13 protein-coding genes are annotated in these 18954 nt (G+C 45.7%); 8 read left to right on the top strand and 5 right to left on the bottom strand.

Annotated elements, in window-relative coordinates; all coding sequences use genetic code 11:
* Nucleotides 1-19: 19 nt before the first annotated feature.
* Nucleotides 20-1291 carry a maltoporin gene (locus ACHFJ9_RS05570; protein WP_005374784.1) on the bottom strand — a complete coding sequence of 424 codons (1272 nt, stop codon included), beginning with the start codon at nt 1289-1291 and terminating at the stop codon, nt 20-22.
* A gap of 446 nt (nt 1292-1737) precedes the next feature.
* On the opposite strand from ACHFJ9_RS05570, the gene glgX reads away from it, so the two are divergent.
* The 4 genes from glgX to ACHFJ9_RS05550 all read left to right on the top strand — a co-directional run bounded on the left by glgX (nt 1738) and on the right by ACHFJ9_RS05550 (nt 6418).
* Nucleotides 1738-3708, top strand: coding sequence for a glycogen debranching protein GlgX (glgX, locus tag ACHFJ9_RS05565; RefSeq protein ID WP_395354146.1), 1971 nt, complete (start codon nt 1738-1740; stop codon nt 3706-3708).
* Nucleotides 3709-3868: 160 nt separating this feature from the next.
* A complete protein-coding gene (locus ACHFJ9_RS05560; RefSeq protein ID WP_109169267.1) occupies nt 3869-4513 on the top strand; it encodes a recombinase family protein in 645 nt (214 codons plus the stop codon).
* The gene (locus ACHFJ9_RS05555; RefSeq protein WP_258622663.1) at nt 4510-5694 is read left to right on the top strand and encodes a multidrug effflux MFS transporter; all 1185 of its coding nucleotides are present in this window, start codon (nt 4510-4512) and stop codon (nt 5692-5694) included. Before ACHFJ9_RS05560 ends, ACHFJ9_RS05555 begins: the two co-directional genes overlap by 4 nt.
* Before the next feature lie 79 nt (nt 5695-5773).
* The gene (locus tag ACHFJ9_RS05550; protein ID WP_395354143.1) at nt 5774-6418 is read left to right on the top strand and encodes an START domain-containing protein; all 645 of its coding nucleotides are present in this window, start codon (nt 5774-5776) and stop codon (nt 6416-6418) included.
* Between the two features lie 16 nt (nt 6419-6434).
* Here the strand turns inward: ACHFJ9_RS05550 and ACHFJ9_RS05545 are convergent, their stop codons facing one another.
* Nucleotides 6435-6644, bottom strand: coding sequence for a DUF3955 domain-containing protein (locus ACHFJ9_RS05545; RefSeq protein ID WP_226421268.1), 210 nt, complete (start codon nt 6642-6644; stop codon nt 6435-6437).
* Between the two features lie 506 nt (nt 6645-7150).
* Between ACHFJ9_RS05545 and ACHFJ9_RS05540 the strand changes: the two genes are divergently transcribed.
* Complete coding sequence (locus ACHFJ9_RS05540) at nt 7151-9397, top strand: CehA/McbA family metallohydrolase (RefSeq protein ID WP_395354140.1); 2247 nt, start codon at nt 7151-7153, stop codon at nt 9395-9397.
* A 90-nt stretch (nt 9398-9487) separates the two neighbouring features.
* Here the strand turns inward: ACHFJ9_RS05540 and ACHFJ9_RS05535 are convergent, their stop codons facing one another.
* Nucleotides 9488-11242 carry a hypothetical protein gene (locus ACHFJ9_RS05535; protein WP_171058397.1) on the bottom strand — a complete coding sequence of 585 codons (1755 nt, stop codon included), beginning with the start codon at nt 11240-11242 and terminating at the stop codon, nt 9488-9490.
* Nucleotides 11243-11670: 428 nt separating this feature from the next.
* Here ACHFJ9_RS05535 and ACHFJ9_RS05530 point away from each other — a divergent pair, with 428 nt between their 5' ends.
* Entirely contained in the window at nt 11671-12624 is a 954-nt protein-coding gene (locus tag ACHFJ9_RS05530; protein WP_005395595.1) for a M23 family metallopeptidase, read from the top strand.
* The gene (locus tag ACHFJ9_RS05525; RefSeq protein ID WP_080619267.1) at nt 12528-12980 is read left to right on the top strand and encodes a polymer-forming cytoskeletal protein; all 453 of its coding nucleotides are present in this window, start codon (nt 12528-12530) and stop codon (nt 12978-12980) included. The genes ACHFJ9_RS05530 and ACHFJ9_RS05525 overlap by 97 nt, the downstream gene beginning before the upstream one ends.
* Nucleotides 12981-13067: 87 nt before the next feature.
* Here the strand turns inward: ACHFJ9_RS05525 and ACHFJ9_RS05520 are convergent, their stop codons facing one another.
* Nucleotides 13068-15818, bottom strand: coding sequence for a M16 family metallopeptidase (locus ACHFJ9_RS05520; protein WP_395354137.1), 2751 nt, complete (start codon nt 15816-15818; stop codon nt 13068-13070).
* A 364-nt stretch (nt 15819-16182) separates the two neighbouring features.
* On the opposite strand from ACHFJ9_RS05520, the gene ACHFJ9_RS05515 reads away from it, so the two are divergent.
* Nucleotides 16183-18069, top strand: coding sequence for a methyl-accepting chemotaxis protein (locus tag ACHFJ9_RS05515; RefSeq protein ID WP_395354135.1), 1887 nt, complete (start codon nt 16183-16185; stop codon nt 18067-18069).
* Between the two features lie 118 nt (nt 18070-18187).
* On the opposite strand, the gene fecE is transcribed toward ACHFJ9_RS05515, so the two are convergent.
* Entirely contained in the window at nt 18188-18952 is a 765-nt protein-coding gene (fecE, locus tag ACHFJ9_RS05510) for a Fe(3+) dicitrate ABC transporter ATP-binding protein FecE (protein WP_005477430.1), read from the bottom strand.
* Nucleotides 18953-18954: the final 2 nt, after the last annotated feature.

Raw genomic sequence — 18954 nt, 5'->3', positions numbered from 1 at the left:
GGACTTAGTGGTTAGATGATTACCACCAAGCTTCAGCTTGTACACCGAATTGGAACGTATCGTCTGAACGACCGTTGTCAAATGTGTTTGAGTTGTCTTCTTTGTCAGCCGTTAGGTAAGAAGCGTAAACACGGATTTCAGGACGAGCCCAGAAGCTAGAGCCAGCAGACCATGCTTGAGCAACAGTTAGCTTACCGTATTTGTTTTCTTCGCCGTCGTTATCGTCGATAGCGTAACCAGCTTCGAAAATAGTTTTGTGGTTGTCATCCCATTTGTACATTGGACGAACAACAACAGACATTGTTTCCCACTTGTCTTGGCCAGCCCACATGTCTTCACCAACACCGTACACTAACTGGTGACCCATTTCCCAGCTGTCGCCCATGCCGATTACACCCCAGTTGATTAGGCGGTAACCAGATGCACCGTTGTCAGCTTCTGCGCCGTACCAGCTACCGTCGCCGTAGAATGCCATTGTTTTAGAGTAACCTTCAGTACCGTACTGAAGCACTGTTTTGTTGAAACCAGCGTCTAGACCTTGAGTCAATTCTGCTGTGAACATTACGCCGTTTTTCGCATCTTTAGTGCCGTTTGGCGCAGCGTCAGTTTCGTTAAGAATTGCGTAGTTCAAGCCCATTTCTAGAGAGCCGTTGTCCCATAGAGGAAGACCTGCGTAACGTACGTCTAGAGTGTTTACGTTTGTTGCGCCACCATCGTTGCCTGGGTCTGCGATATCGCCGCGGTCGTTACGAACCCAAGCGAAAGAAACTTTACCAGGACCAGCTTCGATACCTTCAACACCCGCGCCCGCGCCAGAGATGTTCCAGTAGTAGAAGTCAGAGATATGAATGTCGTGACGTTGGTAGTAGCGTTTACCTGCCCAAAGCGTTGCTTCAGGAGCAAAGTTTAGTAGGCCTTTAGCTTGAACGTTGAACTGACGTAGTGCGAATTGTGCATCGTCTACACATTTCACTTCGCCGTTATCCAAACCACAGTTAGCAGAAGTGCTTTCCCAGTCGTTTGAACCGTTAGAAGTCATTGCAACCATAGAGTCTACGTAGAACGTTTTGCCGTTGTTGTTGTAAACTTCTTTACCTAGTTGAATCTCGCCGTAGATATCGCTTTCATTACCTAGACGACCGATCTTGTTCTTTTCGAATGTTAATTGTTGACCACCGTCAGCGTTCACGCCAACGCCAGCACGCATGTAACCGTGGAAATCCACTGCGAATGCAGAACCAGCAGCTAAAGTTGCAGCTACAGCAGCAGCAATTGCACTTACTTTTTTCATTCTTAACTCCATTAAGGGTATTTATAATTCTGTCTTCCCTGCTCACTCTTTTAGGTGAATATAGGCAGTAAAAACACACCTAAAGAAAGAGAGGTAAGATGGGAACGAATCCCCGTTTGTTTCAACAGTTGTGAGATTACCCGAGGCGTACAAGGATGACTTCCTCCGCCCTAAACTAATTTAAGGGGGATGAGAAGGGAGTAGAAAATTTACCGAATGGTGTTTTTTCGAGTCAGATCACCAATCTAGGGAGGAATTAGTAAGTTTGTTCGGTTTTGAGCCGCTACAAAGTGATAGCCATTTCATATTTTTGACTCTAAGCCGTCACATAAAGTAATTAAATTACACGAATATTTTTATATTTAGGGTGGTTGACCTTAGTAAGACAAAGTTTTTAACTTATAGTTTCCTAAAGGTAGCAATAAATATTAAATAAAGTATCTCCGATGACACGACTTCTCTCTCGCCCCTACCCCCTGGGCGCAACATTGAATAAAGAAGGCTGTAACTTCTCTATTCATGCTCCGGGCGTAAAAGACATTCAACTGGCATTGTTTGCAGACGATGGCAGCTACGAGCTTCGCGGTTTACCGAATGAATACGCTGGCATACGTCATACTTTTATTCCAGATATTAAGCCAGGGCAAAAATACGGTTACCTTGTCTCCCACAGGGACGAGCCACTGTTAATTTCTGATCCGTACGCAAAATCAATAGATAAAGCCCTCCACTATCATCCTCCCTACTCTCCAGCCAAAAGTTTCGATATGCCGAAGTGCGTCGTTATCGAAGATGATTTTGACTGGCAAAACACGGATCACCCGCGCATACCCAGAGAAGAGATGGTGTTGTTTGAGACGCACGTCAAAGGGCTTACCCAACGCCACCCAGAGGTTGAGGACAAGCTGAAGGGGCGCTATTTAGGTCTTGCATCACCTGAAATGCTGGCCTTTTACAAACAGCAAAACATCAACACGCTGCAATTGCTACCTGTCGCAGCATGCATGCATGAGCCTCACCTACTAGAGATGGAAAAGGTCAATTATTGGGGATACAACCCTTATCTCTTTATGGTGCCCGATCCGCGCTACGCAGAACAAGACGCCGTTACGGAATTAAAAACAACAATTCGCGAATTGCATAAAAACGGCATCGAAGTGATTCTCGACGTGGTTTACAACCACACTGCTGAAGGTGGTGAAGGGCCTACAATTTTCAACCTGAAAGCGCTCGATTCCCGTTTTTACATCAAACATGGCAACCACTTCGCAAATTACACTGGTTGTGGCAACACGGTCGATCTCACCTATCAACCCGCTTTAAATCTTGTAATGGATACATTGCGCTACTGGGTTAGCGAATTTAAAGTCGATGGTTTTCGTTTCGACTTAGCCGCAACGTTAGGGCGTCAAGGCGATGATTACAACCCTGAAGCAGCTTTCTTTAAAGCCGTCGCGCAAGACCCAATTTTGCGTGAAACTAAATTGATTGCCGAACCTTGGGATATTGGTCCAAATGGCTACCAAGTGGGTAACTTTCCATTTGGTTGGAACGAATGTAATGACAAACTGCGTGATATTTCCCGCAGTTTTTGGCGCGGTGATCAAGGCTATTTAAAAGAGTTTGCCACTCGATTAATGGGCTCTCGTGATATTTATAGTGCAGCGAACTGGCCATACAAACTCACGGTGAATTACATCACGTATCACGATGGCTTCACACTGCAAGATTTAGTGTCTTACAAGCACAAACACAATGAAGCTAATGGCGAAGAAAATCGCGACGGCCACGGTGACAATCGCTCAGAAAACTACGGTGTCGAAGGCGAGACAGAAAATCTGATGATCATCGCCACGCGTGAGAAGCAAAAACGCAACCTTATTGCCAGCTTGCTGTTTGCTTTTGGAATCCCACACATCCTCACTGCTGACGTGCTGTCTCACACCCAAGGCGGTAACAATAATGCCTATTGCCAAGATAACGAAACCAGTTGGCTTAACTGGGGAGAAACGGAGCGTAAGCAACATTTCAAAACGTGGATGTCACAAATGGTCGCCAACCGAAATCAATACATGGTGCCATTTATCCGAGCTTTCAGTGGCGAAAACCGCAATAACAACCGTATTTTCTGGCGCCGTACAGACGGTCGCTTAATGGAGCACGATGATTGGAACCGTTTAAGCTCTGTCGCACTTCACCTTGGTATCGGTAAAGAAGGACAAGAGCTGGTCTATCTCATCAACCAAACTAACGCCACAGCGCGCTTTAAGCTCCCTAATGAGCGAAAGCAAGAATGGGTAACGATCTGCGACACAAACGTACGTAACCTCAACCCAGGGCATGCTGAAGGCGAGGTTTTGCTATCACCTACTTCGATGGTGATTTTGCATTACCACCCGAAATCAGATCAATCATAGAACAATAACCCGGAAAGTTTATATACACGACTTTAATAGTAAAAGACCCGAAGTCCGTTAACGACTTCGGGTCCATTTAGTGTTGTAAGCATTAATGAACCTCTGTATATTTATGAGCCATTACAGTATATGAGCCAAATTAAAAAGGCGTATAGTCCATATGGCTACTTATCTTTACACACGTTACTCGCCAAAGAATCGAGCTTATCAAGAGCACCTCGGTGTCCTAAAAGCGTTCGTGCCTGACGCCCAACATTTTGAGGATAAGGTTCGCGGTTGCATGCCTCCGGCAGAACGAGAAGCTTTCCAACAGCTACTCAATATCGTCAAAGCAGGTGATACGATTGTGCTCTGGTGGCTAACGGCATTTGGTCGAGATTTTAGTCAGGCGTTAAATACAATAAAAGTATTACTAGCAAAAGGGGTCACACTGAAAACCGTTTGTGAACCACTCACATTTGAACCGGATTCTGTTCAAACTCAAACGCTACTCACCGTGCTATCTGGATATGGAAAAGTGCAGACTGAGCACCGCCTGTTTGCAGCAGAGCAAGGACGGCAAGCCATTAAAGATCAACCAGATTTGTGGAAACAGAAATTTCGCGGACGCCCAGCAGACAAAACTAAACACCAACAGATCGCAACGCTGCTGTTAGAAGGCTATACGTTGAAGAGTGTTTCGGAGCAGTGTGATGTCAGCCTATCTACCGTAAAACGCGTCAAATCTAAGTTAAATGAAGTGGATGATGAAGGCTGCCTCAGAACACGAAAGCAAAGAGGTTATTCTGATGGTGATCCATCATGAGTCGCCCAATCAACTTTCGCACTATCTTACTCGCCTGTCTTATTATCAGTGTTGGCCAATTGAGCATGGGGCTTGTTATGCCCTCTTTGCCATGGATCGCAAAAGACTTTTCTATCTCCCTTGATCAAGCCCAACTACTTGTGAGTATTTACTTACTCGGTTTTGGTCCCTCTCAGTTCATTTACGGTTCGGTATCGGATGCTTTGGGTCGAAAAAAAGTACTATTGACGGGTTTGCTCATCGCGATGTCTGGTCTATTAATGATCATTTTCCTCAGTGACACCTTCACAGGCATGGTGATGGGGCGTTTTCTACAAGGCTTAGGAACTGGGTGCTGCGCGGTACTCGCGAGAGCATCGACTCGAGATAGATTTAGTGGCGATGAGCTCCCTGTCGCCATGTCTTATATCGCTATGGCAGCTTCGATCACGCCACTCATTGCGCCTGTGATTGGCGGCTTTATCAACTTCCATTTTGGTTGGATCATGGTGTTCATTTCACTGCTAGGTTATGTCTCACTCGCTTGGGTAATCATCGCCTTTAAGTTTACAGAAACCATTGCAAAACGATCTGTTATTCCGTCACCACGCAACATGCTTTTCCAGTATCGAGACTTGGTGACGTCACGTTACTTTATGAGTTTTGCCAGCATCAGTTGGTTAAACTTCAGCCTGATGATAACGACCGTGTCCGTGATGCCATTTATCATGCAAGACCAAATTGGCATGACATCCGATCAATACGCAATGTGGGCACTCATTCCCGCTTTAGGTATGTTAGGCGGCACCACGATTTGTAACCGAGTAAGGCCAATTATCGGCAACAAAAGAATGCTACTTTGTAGTCCATTCCTGCATCTCAGTGCTGCAATATGGTTGTTCTTCTGCCCGGTAGAACCGCTGTATTTAATGCTGGGGCAACTATTAATGATCTTAGGTAACGGCATTGCCCTACCTTGCGCGCAAGCCATGGTAATGCAACCTTACAAAAAGCAGGCTGGTGCTGCAGCAGCCATGTCTGGAGGTGGACAAATGATCGTATCCTCATTGGTCAGCTTAACATTGGTACAGCTTGGTTTAAGCCAAGCCTGGCATCTATCAATCGTTATTGTGGTATTTGCAGCAATAACGCTCACCAATATTCAACGAGGTTTTGGAGCAGATCAACCTTCAGAACAGTAACGAAAAGACTTACTATTGTCCTTATAATTAAGAACACATCGTATAAGCTTTAACTAAGGATAAGTTGGCGGGTACTAACATGATGTTGCATTTACGAATTGGCGCACTACTAGTCGCCACTTTTATATCCGCTGGCACCACCGCGAAAGCCAACGAGTACTGGCAATTTGATAGTGACGATAACGGAATCACTATCTACTCTCGAGAGCATACCGACGGTTTAGTTGAGATTCGTGCTCGGATGTTCACACCCACCAGCTATGGCGCATTTTTAACGCTATTGGAAGATAGTGACAATATCCCGAACTGGATTGACAATGCCAGTCATAGCCGGGTTTTAAATCAAATATCAGCCACCGAAAACATCGTTTATACCCAATTTACGGCGCCATGGCCTGCAAAAAATCGTGATATGCTCACCTACTCTGAATATTGGGTCGATGAGCTTGGGTTCACGATAAAAATCAAAAGCGCACCAGACTCATATCTTGCTGAACAAAAGGGCTATGTTCGCATTCGTTCGGTTGATGCAACTTGGGAATTACAAAAGCTCACTAATGGCACGACACTCATTGACTACAAAGCGTTTGCTGACCCCGGAGGCCTTTTGCCAATCTGGCTAATCAACAAACTATCAAAACAAAGTGCACGAGCAACATTTAGTAACCTAAGAAAAGAGTTACCAAAATATCAGCAATACTCCCATCCTCAGATAAAGGAGTAAACTTCACGTTTGCTCTTTAATTACGATTACGGTGTTTGACAAAAGAGCCCACAAAAGAGGCGAAGGCTAACCCCAAAAAGAGCCAAAACAAAGGGATAAACCCAAATGACTCTACTAATAAGCCATTTTCATCTACGTAAGAGCCCTGAGCGTGGTACGCAATTAAACATGCCACACCGCTCAAAAATAAAACTACGCTCAGTTTATATTTACGAATAAACCCCATCTAAACCTCAAGCAATCAATTGATATGTCTTCGACATATTGCCACCGTATATAGTTCACTCAAAAAACATATTGTCTCTATATTTTCTCCAATCTTTATTAAAGGTCTTTTAGCCAGACATAATATAAAAAAACCAAACATAATGCATAAATAGTCAAATCAAACTCAAAATATTATATGCGTTCTCAGAGCTATCTTGACCCTTTTTCTCACATACACAGTGTAATTGTTATCATTTTGTTTGCTCAATGCTGCCAAAAATCGTTCATATCCCTCTCAAAATAATTAGTGTTCTAAATATTTTTATCACTCTATGCAAAAACAAACCAAACAATAAAAAACCTTCAAAATCAGAATTTAATGTTTAACAGTCAATTGTAAAACAATAATAGCAACGAGTTGACCTCTTCATCTCTTTCGCTTTTTTAATTGAACGTCTAATCAAGTTAACGCACAATGCCATCGACAACTCACATAATAAATCATGAAAAAAAGGAAGTGTCTTCATGCATAATTTTTCAAAAAGTGCAGTGGCAACTTTAATCTCTGGCCTTTTGCTTGGAACTTCAGCGCATGCGGGAGTGAGTATCACACAAGGAAAGACCACGATCCCCGATGGCGAAGCTACACACGCTCAAGACATTACCGTTCAAAACGAACATGTCGCCTTCGCTCTCGCTGTTGAATCCGCACCACCATGGGGCGTACCGCGAGGAACATTGGTCGATTTGGCAGCAGTAAAGAATGGCAAAGTAGACCTTGACCGGGTTGCCTTTGCTGACTTCATTCCTAACAGCTGGTCCGCGTGGCCGAATGATCGCAAATCCATTGAAATTATCGAAGACAGCGACAATAAAGCGGTCATCAAAGTGAGCCGCAACTTCGATGACGTTGATATCACAACGTGGTATACGCTCGCTTCTGGATCTGACTCAATTGCGCTTAAAACGGTCATGACCAACCAAGGTAAAAAAGATCTTGCATTAGAATCAGGGCACACCATTTGGCCAGACACTGGCTACCAATTTGCCGTGCCCGGGCTGGAAGGGAAAGAAGAATCCATGGCCGACAATGCCCTCGCCGATCGCATGGTCGCTTATGATCGAGACTGGGCCTTTGCACTTCATGCTCCTTATTTTGATCGCGTCAAATACAATGGTCGTGACATGTACCTGGGGTATACCTTGAAAGCAGGTGAAAGCCGCACTTTCCAATCCCGACTACAAGTGGTTCCGAATGGAGACATGGCTCCCATTGTTAAGGCAGAAGCTGACCGACTAGGACAAGCGACAGGCACCATCAACGGCCAATTACGCGCGGATAATGGTCGTATTCCTGAAGATGCCATCGTGATGATCGAAAAAGAAGGACAACCCTATGCCTGGACATTGGCCAAAGATGGCCAGTACAGCATGGCGCTGCCTGAGGGTGAGTACCAAATCTACGGCACAGCGACTGGTCACGCAAACAGCAAGCTGCAATCGATTAAAGTGGCGAGAAATAGCGAGCAAACACTCGATTTTACGTCTCTAAAACGCCCAGCAACTCTCTCACTTCAAGTTGAAGAGGCAACATCAGGTCTGGCCAAAGATGCGAGAATCACCATTCTTGAAGGTCAAGCGCCACCGGTTGAATTTTTGGGTAAACGCACCTTCTTTACCGATCTGCTGCCTGCAGGTCATGCGGAGCTAAAACTGGCACCCGGTCAATACAAATTAGGTATCAACTCTGGTGGAGGCTTTACAGCTAAAACCCAAACATTAGACGTAACCCTAACATCCGGTAAAACGACGAAGCAACGAGTAGAAGTGCCTCAAGTGACGTTTCCTAACCGTCAGCATTGGTATGGCGCAGATTTACACCATCATGGCAACGTGTTGGAAGGCGTTACTCCGCCAGAAATTGTTGTGCGCGCTCAGTTGGCAACGGATCTTGACCTGACTTTCATTAGCGATCATGACTCAACCATTAACCACCAGAAGTTTGCAGAACTATCTGCGAAACGTGGCGTGCCTTTCATCCCGTCGATCGAAGTTTCGCCATCATGGGGACATATGAACCCATTTCCTATCGATAATGGCGCCGAGCTAAAGGTCGATCCTGGCACTGCTGACGTTCACACGTTACTCAACGCCGTACATGAGATGGGGGCTGAAGTCGTACCGATGAACCATCCATACAACGATTATGGCTACTTTACGAATATCGCTAAAAATGCAGTCCCTGGTGGTAAAACGGATCGCTTCGACCTTATGGAGCTTAATGCGCGCGTAGACAATGAACCAACGTTGAAGAAAGCGCATAAACTCTGGGACCTGGGTGAAGCAATGTACTTTACAGCGGGAACCGACACCCACGATGCGTGGAACCAACTCACGGGGCAGATTCGAATGATGGCAAGAGTCGATGGCGAGCTAACGCCGTCGAAGTTTGCGCAAGCACTTAAAGCCGGCCATGGCTACGCAACACAAGGCCCTATTCTTTATCCGCAAAACATTATGTTTGGTGAAACAGCAACAGCTGGCGATACGTGGGACATCCACGTCGTTGCAGCCGATGGTCTAAAAGAAATTCGATTGATCGGTAAAGGCGGCAACGTGCTGAATACCCTGACGATTAACCCGAAAGTTGATACTCAACGCATAGAGCTGTCGCTACCTATACCTAGCGACGCAGAGGGATGGATAAGTTTAGAAGTCGAAGATAAAGACGGCAGCACGGCCTGGAGTAACCCTGTTTGGTTGCAGTCATAGTCTTGATGAACGTCCGACTCGATGGTAAACAAACCTGAGTTCTACGATGAAATAAAGGCGGCACTGCGCCGCCTTTTTCTACTCGATGTTTTACTGCTGTGCAACCGTCACGGGTTTGGTCGCACCACGGTAATCAAACTCAAAACCAATACCTTGATCTGTTACATCCATCGTCATACCACCAACAAGCTCGCCTTGTAAGCTTTTCATAACATCATCAGGTAGCGGTTCACCAGTCACGGCTGACGCACTTTCCAACACTTCCAAAATGCGTTCTGAATCGAAGTCAAAACTGAACAAGCCATTTGGAGAAAGTGGTTGTGCCATCACTTCTTTGCTCGCGTCTTCGGCATTCTCACCACTGTAGAGCGTAAAATGGTTTTCGTTTAAGCGAGCAAACACATCCATCTTCAAGCCTGTGTGCATTTCGAGCAGGTCACTGACATTAACAGGCTGGTTATCCGGCTGAATTTGTAATTGAGCAAGCTCAGGGACAAACATTTGCGCGGTTTGAATCAGCATCATTGGATCATTGGCAGATAGAGACAACATACCATCTAGCTGGCTAAATACTTCACCGTGCTGAGCATTAGTGTCAACGTGGATATCAAACATTTGCAGGCTTAATCCTTTCAGGCCGTTAACCATGCCGGAGCCCATGCTCACAGCTGCGGCTGGGTTTTGGCCACCCATCTCTTGCTGCATTTGAGTCAATAAAGAACATTGGTACTGAGGCTGAGTCAAGTCGCTCCAAATCTGACCAATCGATGGCGCTAGCGTATTAATGTCTAAACCAAGCGCCATGCTAAAGAAGCTCTTATCATTGTTCGATTCTGCCAAAACGCCACGAATCGACTTAAGCGCATCTAGAATCACTTTATTTTTCGATTCAACAACAAAAGCACCTTTAATGAATGCCTGCTCGCCTTTCAGCTTGTATTCCGCAAATGCGACGGATTGAGGCCAGTTTTCTGCAACTTGAGTAAGTTCAGTATGACAAGCTGGTGAGCGCATCTCCTGAATAGTCGGCTCAGGATCAATGGCATCCAGCATGCTGACTTGACGCGCAAAGATATTGCCATCTTTCGTCGTCAAACCTTTAACCAATTCACGGTGATCAAAGTAACCGAAAGAGTTATTGTTTTCGCCGTATTTAGCCTGCAACGCCGCTAGGCGTCCACTCTCCGCAATGTTTTGACTTGGTGACTCAAGTCCCAATGCCATTTTAAGCGGGTTTTGAACACCCAGCTGCGGAATATCCACCGTTAACGTAAGTACGTTGTCAACCACGGCAACAACCAAGCCAATGCCATCTTGCGGGTCAACCGAATCTGTCATCTCGTAACGACGAAACTCCACTTCACCAAGTTTAACCAACTCGTGCTTAGCACCGCTCATCTGCTCTTCGTGATCCAATGTTTTCCATAACGCGGCAGGGTCTTCAATCTTCAATTTGTACACTGGTACCATACCGATTGTGTACAACACAGGATTAATGTTTTCTCCGGTACCTAAATAGGCTTTTAACGTTTCTGGCGATGCAGCGCTCTCCAGATATCCATCAAACAAGTTAACGGCAAACTGTTGCTGTGGAGAAAGTGATTCATCGGCAAAAAGTTCAGCAATCGAGCCTTGGTTAGCCGTGCCAAATGCATTCATGTATTTATAATGATTAAAAGGTTCCGTCTGATACGTCACCATGAGCGAATCCGCAGGAACTTGCGAAAGTAGTGATACTGAATCACTCGGGGTAGTATTGTTTTGGTACAGGTAGCCAGCGCCCCCTGCAGCTGCGACCACTGCTGTAGCCAATAGTAGTTTTTTCACGACCAACTCCGTTGTCATAGTTATGTGTTCCTAAGCGAAAGATCACGCTTAGGTTTAAAGCCTTTGAATAGCACTTTTATATCGACCGCTATCATAAACAAGTTATCAATATAATGAATGTCGGTTTGATAAATTATCCAACATTTATAAGGTAAACCGTGAAGTAAGTTGAATTGCGTGAGGATGCTATTGGCAATATTCACAATCTAATTTCTCGGATAACCACCTTATAAATCAAAATCTTCAGTTCAATAAAGCGATTTGGAGTAACTACGACCAAAAGCACTAGGATATTAAATCTTTATTGAGTCTTTTATCTAATATCTGAAAACGCCTCACGGCCTGACACTTCTTTCCAATTTGCCTCTAGCGGTCCCCGTTCGTTTTCCTTACATTCCCATTAACTCAGTGACGAGACGTATACCAGATACGAGCAGTAGAAGACGATGAAAGACCAGTTGACGATCTCTATATCAACCATCAATGGCTCCAGACATTGGTACTTCAGTAAAAGGATGCAACGCAATCTAAAAACGTTTTTATGCTTTTTTGTCATTGCTCTGGCCGCAACCGCGATCTTAATTCATCACTTGTACACTCGCGTCGATAATGCCGCGTTAAAACAAGCTGAATTGACAGAACATTCGCGCACTATGGGTGAAGAGCTCAGCACACTGAAAGCATTAAAATCCGAGCTGGAAAGTGATCTCTCAGAGCGAGAAGAGCGAGTACAACTTGTTTCGGAGCGTTTGGGAGAGTTAGAGAAAGTCCTTGGAGTTGGAGAACATACTACCACGGATAATTTGGATGCCCGACTTGATGCGGCGGCGATTACGTCGAACGTTCGCATGGTGTTGTTAAACCAAATACCAAGCGGGTCTCCGGTCGGTAAAGCGCGGCTCTCTTCTCGCTTCGGTAAGCGCATTCATCCGGTGACAAAAGTCGCTAAGATGCATCGCGGGCTCGATTTTGCCGTGAATACCGGTACTAAGGTTTATGCCCCAGCAGATGGGGTTGTGGAAGTCACCCGCCGCAGCAATAAAGGCTCTGGTAACTTCCTCAGGCTGCAACATTCTTTCGGTTTTTCGAGTTCTTATTCGCACTTGAAAAAGTTCAAAGTAAAAAGTGGTCAGTTCGTCAAAAAAGGGCAACTGATTGCAATTTCCGGCAACAGTGGGCTCTCTTCTGGCCCTCACCTTCACTACGAGGTGCGTTTTGTTGGGCGAGCACTGAATCCGAAGCCATTTGTCGATTGGAGCCTCAATGATTTCGAAGACATTTTTACTAAGGAGCGAAGAATACGATGGGAATCTTTAATCAAAACCGTGGAACAACGAGTAGCTCAGCAGCTTCAACTCTCATCGCCAAAGGCTGTGCTGTTAGCGGAGAACTCAAAGTAGAAAACGATGTCCAGATTGATGGCATCGTCGATGGTCAAATTAATGTAGAAGGCACTCTCGTCGTTGCAGAAAGCGGCCGAGTAAACGGTGAGATCTACGCTAAGCAACTGATCATCAATGGTATGATGGATGGTAACTGTCACGCAGAACACATTCAAGTACTTGCCAAGGGACGTGTAAGTGGGAGGATCTGGAGTAATAACCTCAGCATCGAACCGGGTGGTAAATTCTTTGGTGAGGCTGCCGAATTACCTGAAAAAGAAGTGGTGACACTGAAAGGAAAGGCTCAAGAAAACGCCAGCACGAAAGAAAACAATACCAACAATGAAAAGCGACCTGCGCGTAAATCAGCATAAACTCTTTGGTTAAAGTGCATAAAAAGACGGCTTTCACGCCGTCTTTTTTATTACTAGAGACACGAGCTTCGTCAGAAGCTACAGTGATTATTCGGCCGGATTTAAAATCATCACCGAGCGCTTTGCTTGTGGACCAAAAGCCGCTTTCGCATGCGCTTTCACTTCTTCTAATGTCACACTCTTAGCCGCTTTCTCAACGTCAAGTAACACATCGACGCCGTAATCATGCACCAAGTAGCGTGTATACGACCATGCGCGCTGAGCAGGGTTATCATCTAATCCTTGCATCGCTACCGCCAATTGCTTCGCTGCCGTATCCACTTCTTTTTGCGTGATGTTCGAAGCTAGGTCATCAAACATTTTGCCTAACTTGCTATCTAAAACTGCCACGTCTTCGGGCTCAACTTGAGATTCCAAGAGCCAATCAGAGATTGGTTCGCGATCTTGCGTCACGGTGTAAATATTTGGGCTGTAATCGAGACTAGACTCTTCTCGCACAATATCCAAGACACGCGCATTACTGATACGTTGCAAAATATCTTCGATAACCGTATCCCTTGCCGTACGTTGGTAATCGTTCGTGTTAGTCAAACGCATTACGTACAACGATGAAGGTTCATGACCATCCGCAACGACTGTTCGCGCCGGCACGTCGGTGTTGAACGCAACATGGTAATCAATCGAACGACTCGGTTGCATCTCGATGGAGGCCACATACTTACGCAAGAGTGGCGTAATTTCTTCCGGCTCGACATTTGCCACAATAACCATCTTAAAACCATCATTGGTTTTGAAAAGTTGCTCATGCACAGCCAATATTTGCTCGGAAGTCACTTGCTCTACATCGTCACTGGACACTATACGATGACGACTACCCGGCAAATAAGAATTACCGTTTGCTTTCTGAATCAGTTTTCCCATCGGCGATTCAAAAAAAGCGCCACTCTGCTGTTTAAACTCTTGCTTTGCTGCCGCCATCTGGCGCTCGTCAACTTTGATCTCCGTCGCTAGGTTGTACAACCCATTCAACGCGTAAGTTAAATGCGTTGTTGGCGCGGTAATTTGTGAACCGTGACTGGTCGCATCGAGAATCGCGCTAAGCGCAATGTTATTTTTGCGTAAGTAACTGTCTAACTCTGAACCAGAAAATGCCCCTAACCCACTGCGTATCGCCGTCGTTGCAGCGATTTCATACGCAGCATATAACGCTGGATCAACGGCGGCTTTACCGCCTTGGCTAGCATAGTAAATATAAGCTCGGCCACCCGCTTTGGCATCTTTTTGGAACCACACTTCGACACCGTTTGATAGCGTATAAACTTGAAAGCCTCCCGCTTCCTGACGCATGCTGGTGATGGTACCTTCTTGAGTAGGCTGTAAGAATCCATCCACTTTGTCATACATCTCTAACGGTTTTTCGCCAGTTTGGAGGTAGGCACTGTATAGTTCGGTAAATACATCATTGAACTGAGCTGACGTTTCACTTTTCCCCAACCCAACCACAAAGATTGGTTGCTCAGACAACAAGGCATTCAATTGCGTGTTAATGCTCTCTAGATTCTCGTTGTTGATGAATTCAGACAAACTCTGGGCGTAACTCTCTTTTGATTGACTCACACTGCCTTGGTCAATTTGGAAAACGCGCGCTTCTGCATAACTGTTTGGCTTACGCTGGTCCCAGTCTGAATCAATATTTGCGAGCTCACCTTGCCAATTTGACATGATGCTCTCTAACTCAGATTGAGTCGCACCATAATCTCTCAGTGACGCCAACGTGCTGATGAAAGTTTGATGCATTTGTTCACGACGCTCAGGCGCAAACGAAATACCTGCCGACATCATGCGCTGGTAGTTGGAGTAGTAAGGCTGGGCATAAGCATACTGAAAAGGTTCAGCGGCATCATTAAGTACACGAATCAGACGTTGTTGAATTAGCTGTGTTGCGACTTCATCACGCCACACTTGATGCTGTTGTTCAATCGTAGTGCTGCCACTTAGACCACGCTCAATCACTAAATGAAGGCTTGGTGATTCCATCGTGTTACTTGGCAAGATTCGGTTTTGGTTGTTCACTCGAATATCGCGGCGCTTCTCTATTACGGTATCCGAGGTGCTTTCCCAGTTCGAGAATTTGTTTTTGATAATATTGGACAGTGAATCCACGTCGATATTACCGGTCACAACCAACTCGGCATTTTGTGGTTGGTACCACTTGTCGTAAAACGCTTTTAGCTTGCTTGATGAGGCATTTTGAATCGCTTCGCGAGTACCAATTGGGTCGTGTTCACCATACATAGTGCCTTCAATCGACGCTTGATAAGAATGCATAGAAAAGGACTTATCATCCGGGTTAGCACGTCGCCATTCACCAAGGATCACCCCTTTTTCTTTCTCTACTTGTTCAGGAGCAAACTGAAGTCCGTTTCCGACATCTCTCATCCACTTCAGGGCATCTTCCAGCTTTGTATTATTGGCAAGATCAAGTTGATAAGAAGTTTGCTGATAAGTGGTAAAGGCGTTGATATCGGCACCAAAGCTACCACCAGATTGCTCGAAAAGTTTAACAACGTCGTTGCCGGTAAAATGCGTGCTGCCATTAAACGCCATGTGCTCAACAAAGTGAGCGTAACCTTTTTGATTGGTTTCTTCTTGGAATGAGCCGACATTCAGAACCAAACGGACCGATACTTCTTGGTCTTTTGTTGGGTAAAGATGGTATTTCATACCGTTCGATAACTGGTCGACATGCCAATTGGCGTCAGGCTGAATCGGCGTCGATTGTTGTGTCAGAGCACACCCTGACAGTAATAACGCGGGGACTAACAATATACTGCGCATAACTATTGCCCATAACAATGATTAAGCCGATCAATATAATCCTCGTTCCATGACCTTCACATTTTTAATGGATTATTTACCACTCAAACGTGACGTAAATCACCTTTTAATGAAATCGATTATCATTTACAAAAATAGACAAATCCTTACTTTACAAATAGATAAATAACACAGCTTAAAAGCCTTTTTCTTATTTGATGTAAAACTCAAAATCGCGACATGGAGTCAGTATTTATTTTGAGCAATAAAATATAATTATTGAACAGATTCGAATCTGACTTTCTGCTGCATATTCAACGGCTCGGTGAGTCCTGATGAGAATAAAAACACAACAACTATTATTCAAAGATCTATTATTCGCTTTATGTTCAAAAATCTATCATTAAAAAACAAACTGGCGATCTCTGCCAGTGCTGCCATCATTCTCGGGGGAGTGCTGGTAGAAGGGCTGTCTTTTCGAGATTCATTAAACAGACTGGATGTCGAAGTTGCGCAACGACTAGAAAGCACCAGCGCATCTTACAATCAATACGTAAAGGACTGGTTACTCTCAAAAGAGCGAGCACTGACGTCACTCTCTTCCGGTTCAGAGAAGCGTTCTCTGGTTACGCACTTGAAACAAGTCCGAGACTCTGGCGCGTTTGATAACGTCTTTCTCGCTTACCCAGACGGCTCACAAGACAACGCCAATGGGGTGGTTTTGCCACCAGGTAATAACGACCCACGCAAATGGGGTTGGTACACCAACGCCATTGCCAATCCATCGAAAGTCTTTATGGATAACCCAACCGTCGCAGCGGCCACGGGGGCCAACGTCGTGTCGCTCGGTAAAGCCCTGCAACTACATGGTCAAACCGTCGTTCTGGGTGCAGATGTCGAAATTGGAGATATTTTAAACAGCCTCAACCAAGTGATCCTGCCGGGTGAAGGCTATATGTTTATTGCCAATGAACAGGGCAATATTTTCACCCATAACGACGGTAAGCTGCTGAATCAACCTGTTAGCAAGCTGGGCCTAAACAACAGCGATATTACCTCTGCCGCACGTTCCGGCACAGAGCGTCGCGTCTCGATTAACAACACCGAATATGTGGTTTACGCACGCCATATTGAGGGCACCAAACTCACAACGGTCACAGTGTTAGATCAAAACTCGTTGGTTGCCCCACTTTACGATGCTGTTTGGGATCAAATCATCGCAACCACTATCGTCGTCGTTATCTGTGTGGCTTTGTTTAACCTGCTATGTAACATATTGTTCCGTCCACTCTACAACGTTTCGAATGCGCTTGCGCAAATCGCCAACGGTAGCGGCGATCTGACTCAACGCATCAAAGTAGAAAACCGTGACGAAGTTGGTGAACTGGCTGAAAATTTCAACCAGTTCGTTGAAAGTTTGCAGCAACTTATTGGTCACATTCGTCACCAAGCGGAAGAACTGAGCCAACAATCGGAGCTGAGCACGACTCGCGCGAATCAATCGGTTTCCGATCTGAACCATCAGCAACAAGAAATCACTATGGTGGCGACCGCTGTGACTGAAATGGCATCGGCAACGCAAGAGATTGCAGCACATGCAGAGCAAACGGCCAAAGCCGCTCAAGACTCTTCAGCAAGCACACAAAACGGTCATGAGTTGGTGATCAATTCCAAATCGTCCATCAATAATTTGTCTTCTGAAGTCAACCAAGCGAGCGTTGTCATCGGTGAGCTCAACCAGCACGCGCAAGACATCTCAACCGTGCTATCAACGATTCGAGACATCGCGGAGCAAACCAACTTACTGGCTCTGAATGCGGCGATTGAAGCGGCGCGTGCAGGTGAACAAGGCCGCGGTTTTGCCGTTGTTGCAGACGAGGTTCGCGTGCTATCACAACGCACACACACCTCAACCGAAGAGATTCGCTCGACGATCGAGACTTTGCAACAGACCACACAACGCGCTGTGACCATCATGGATACAAGCTCTCAGCTCGCGCAAGGTTCGGTGGAAGATGCCGATCGCGCAGCACTGGCTCTGGATGAAATCAACGCGGCCGTTGCGTTGATCAGCGATATGGCAACGCAAATTGCAACCGCAGCCGAAGAGCAAACGCACGTAACCAATGAAATCACGCAAAACGTCACATCAATTAAAGATGTGACCGATCACTTGGTGGTTGGTGCCGAAGAATCGATGAATCAATCTGCTGAGCTGAAATCACAAGCCGAGGATCTCAACTCGAAAGTGGCAACGTTTAAACTGGCTTAAACGCCACGTTAGGAACGCTCTTAAAAACAACAAACCCCGCTAGTAACAGAGTTGCTAACGGGGTTTGTTTTTATGGCTCAGCGTTTTAATTGCAGATAGCTTTCGAAAGACGTAAGACCTACACCGCCACACACATCGGCGTGCCTGAGATTGGGTCGTTAAATACTCTCGCTTGTAAATCAAACACCGATGCCAACATGCCTTCTGTCAGTACCTCTTGCGGCGTACCCTGCGTGACTAACTGACCTTTTTCCAACACCACCAAATGATCGCAGTAACGGCACGCTTGGTTTAGATCGTGCAACACTACGACCACTGTTTTGCCTTTGTCGTTCATCTGCCTCATGAGTTTCATCAGCTCAACTTGGTGAGAGAGATCCAAGTAAGTGGTTGGCTCATCAAGCATCACTACGTCGGTATCTTGCGCCATTACCATCGCAATCCACGCCCTTTGCCTTTGACCGCCAGACAGCGATTCAACTGGCTTGTCAGCAAACTCAATCACGCCAGTATCTTGCATTGCTTGCTCGACTAAGGCTTTGTCTTGCTGACTTAACCGGCCCCAATGAGAGAGATAAGGCGAGCGGCCATATTCGACCAGTTTTCTGACGGTAATACCTTCAGGACTGACAAGAATCTGCGGCAGCAAAGACAACGAACGCGCCAAGCGTTTATCGCCGTAGTTGCTTAGCGGTTTATCGTCATACAACACTTCGCCAGAAGCTGGTTTATTGATGCGTACCAAGGTTTTTAATAGTGTCGACTTACCGCAACCATTTGGGCCAACAAGCGCGGTAATTTTACCTTGAGGAATCGACAAAGAGAGATCCGGAATAATGGTCTGTTTGCCGTACGCGACGGATAAATTCTGCGTTCGTAACATGC

Source organism: Vibrio sp. D3 (assembly GCF_043995865.1).
GTDB lineage: Bacteria > Pseudomonadota > Gammaproteobacteria > Enterobacterales > Vibrionaceae > Vibrio > Vibrio diabolicus.
This window is presented reverse-complemented; position numbering and strand designations above follow the sequence as displayed.

Excerpts from the sequence above, each read along its gene's own strand:
- ACHFJ9_RS05570 (WP_005374784.1), bottom strand. The coding sequence starts at position 1,291 with ATGAAAAAAGTAAGTGCAATTGCTGCTGCTGTAGCTGCAACTTTAGCT.
- glgX (WP_395354146.1), top strand. The coding sequence starts at position 1,738 with ATGACACGACTTCTCTCTCGCCCCTACCCCCTGGGCGCAACATTGAAT.
- ACHFJ9_RS05560 (WP_109169267.1), top strand. The coding sequence starts at position 3,869 with ATGGCTACTTATCTTTACACACGTTACTCGCCAAAGAATCGAGCTTAT.
- ACHFJ9_RS05555 (WP_258622663.1), top strand. The coding sequence starts at position 4,510 with ATGAGTCGCCCAATCAACTTTCGCACTATCTTACTCGCCTGTCTTATT.
- ACHFJ9_RS05550 (WP_395354143.1), top strand. The coding sequence starts at position 5,774 with ATGATGTTGCATTTACGAATTGGCGCACTACTAGTCGCCACTTTTATA.
- ACHFJ9_RS05545 (WP_226421268.1), bottom strand. The coding sequence starts at position 6,644 with ATGGGGTTTATTCGTAAATATAAACTGAGCGTAGTTTTATTTTTGAGC.
- ACHFJ9_RS05540 (WP_395354140.1), top strand. The coding sequence starts at position 7,151 with ATGCATAATTTTTCAAAAAGTGCAGTGGCAACTTTAATCTCTGGCCTT.
- ACHFJ9_RS05535 (WP_171058397.1), bottom strand. The coding sequence starts at position 11,242 with ATGACAACGGAGTTGGTCGTGAAAAAACTACTATTGGCTACAGCAGTG.
- ACHFJ9_RS05530 (WP_005395595.1), top strand. The coding sequence starts at position 11,671 with ATGAAAGACCAGTTGACGATCTCTATATCAACCATCAATGGCTCCAGA.
- ACHFJ9_RS05525 (WP_080619267.1), top strand. The coding sequence starts at position 12,528 with ATGGGAATCTTTAATCAAAACCGTGGAACAACGAGTAGCTCAGCAGCT.
- ACHFJ9_RS05520 (WP_395354137.1), bottom strand. The coding sequence starts at position 15,818 with ATGCGCAGTATATTGTTAGTCCCCGCGTTATTACTGTCAGGGTGTGCT.
- ACHFJ9_RS05515 (WP_395354135.1), top strand. The coding sequence starts at position 16,183 with ATGTTCAAAAATCTATCATTAAAAAACAAACTGGCGATCTCTGCCAGT.
- fecE (WP_005477430.1), bottom strand. The coding sequence starts at position 18,952 with ATGTTACGAACGCAGAATTTATCCGTCGCGTACGGCAAACAGACCATT.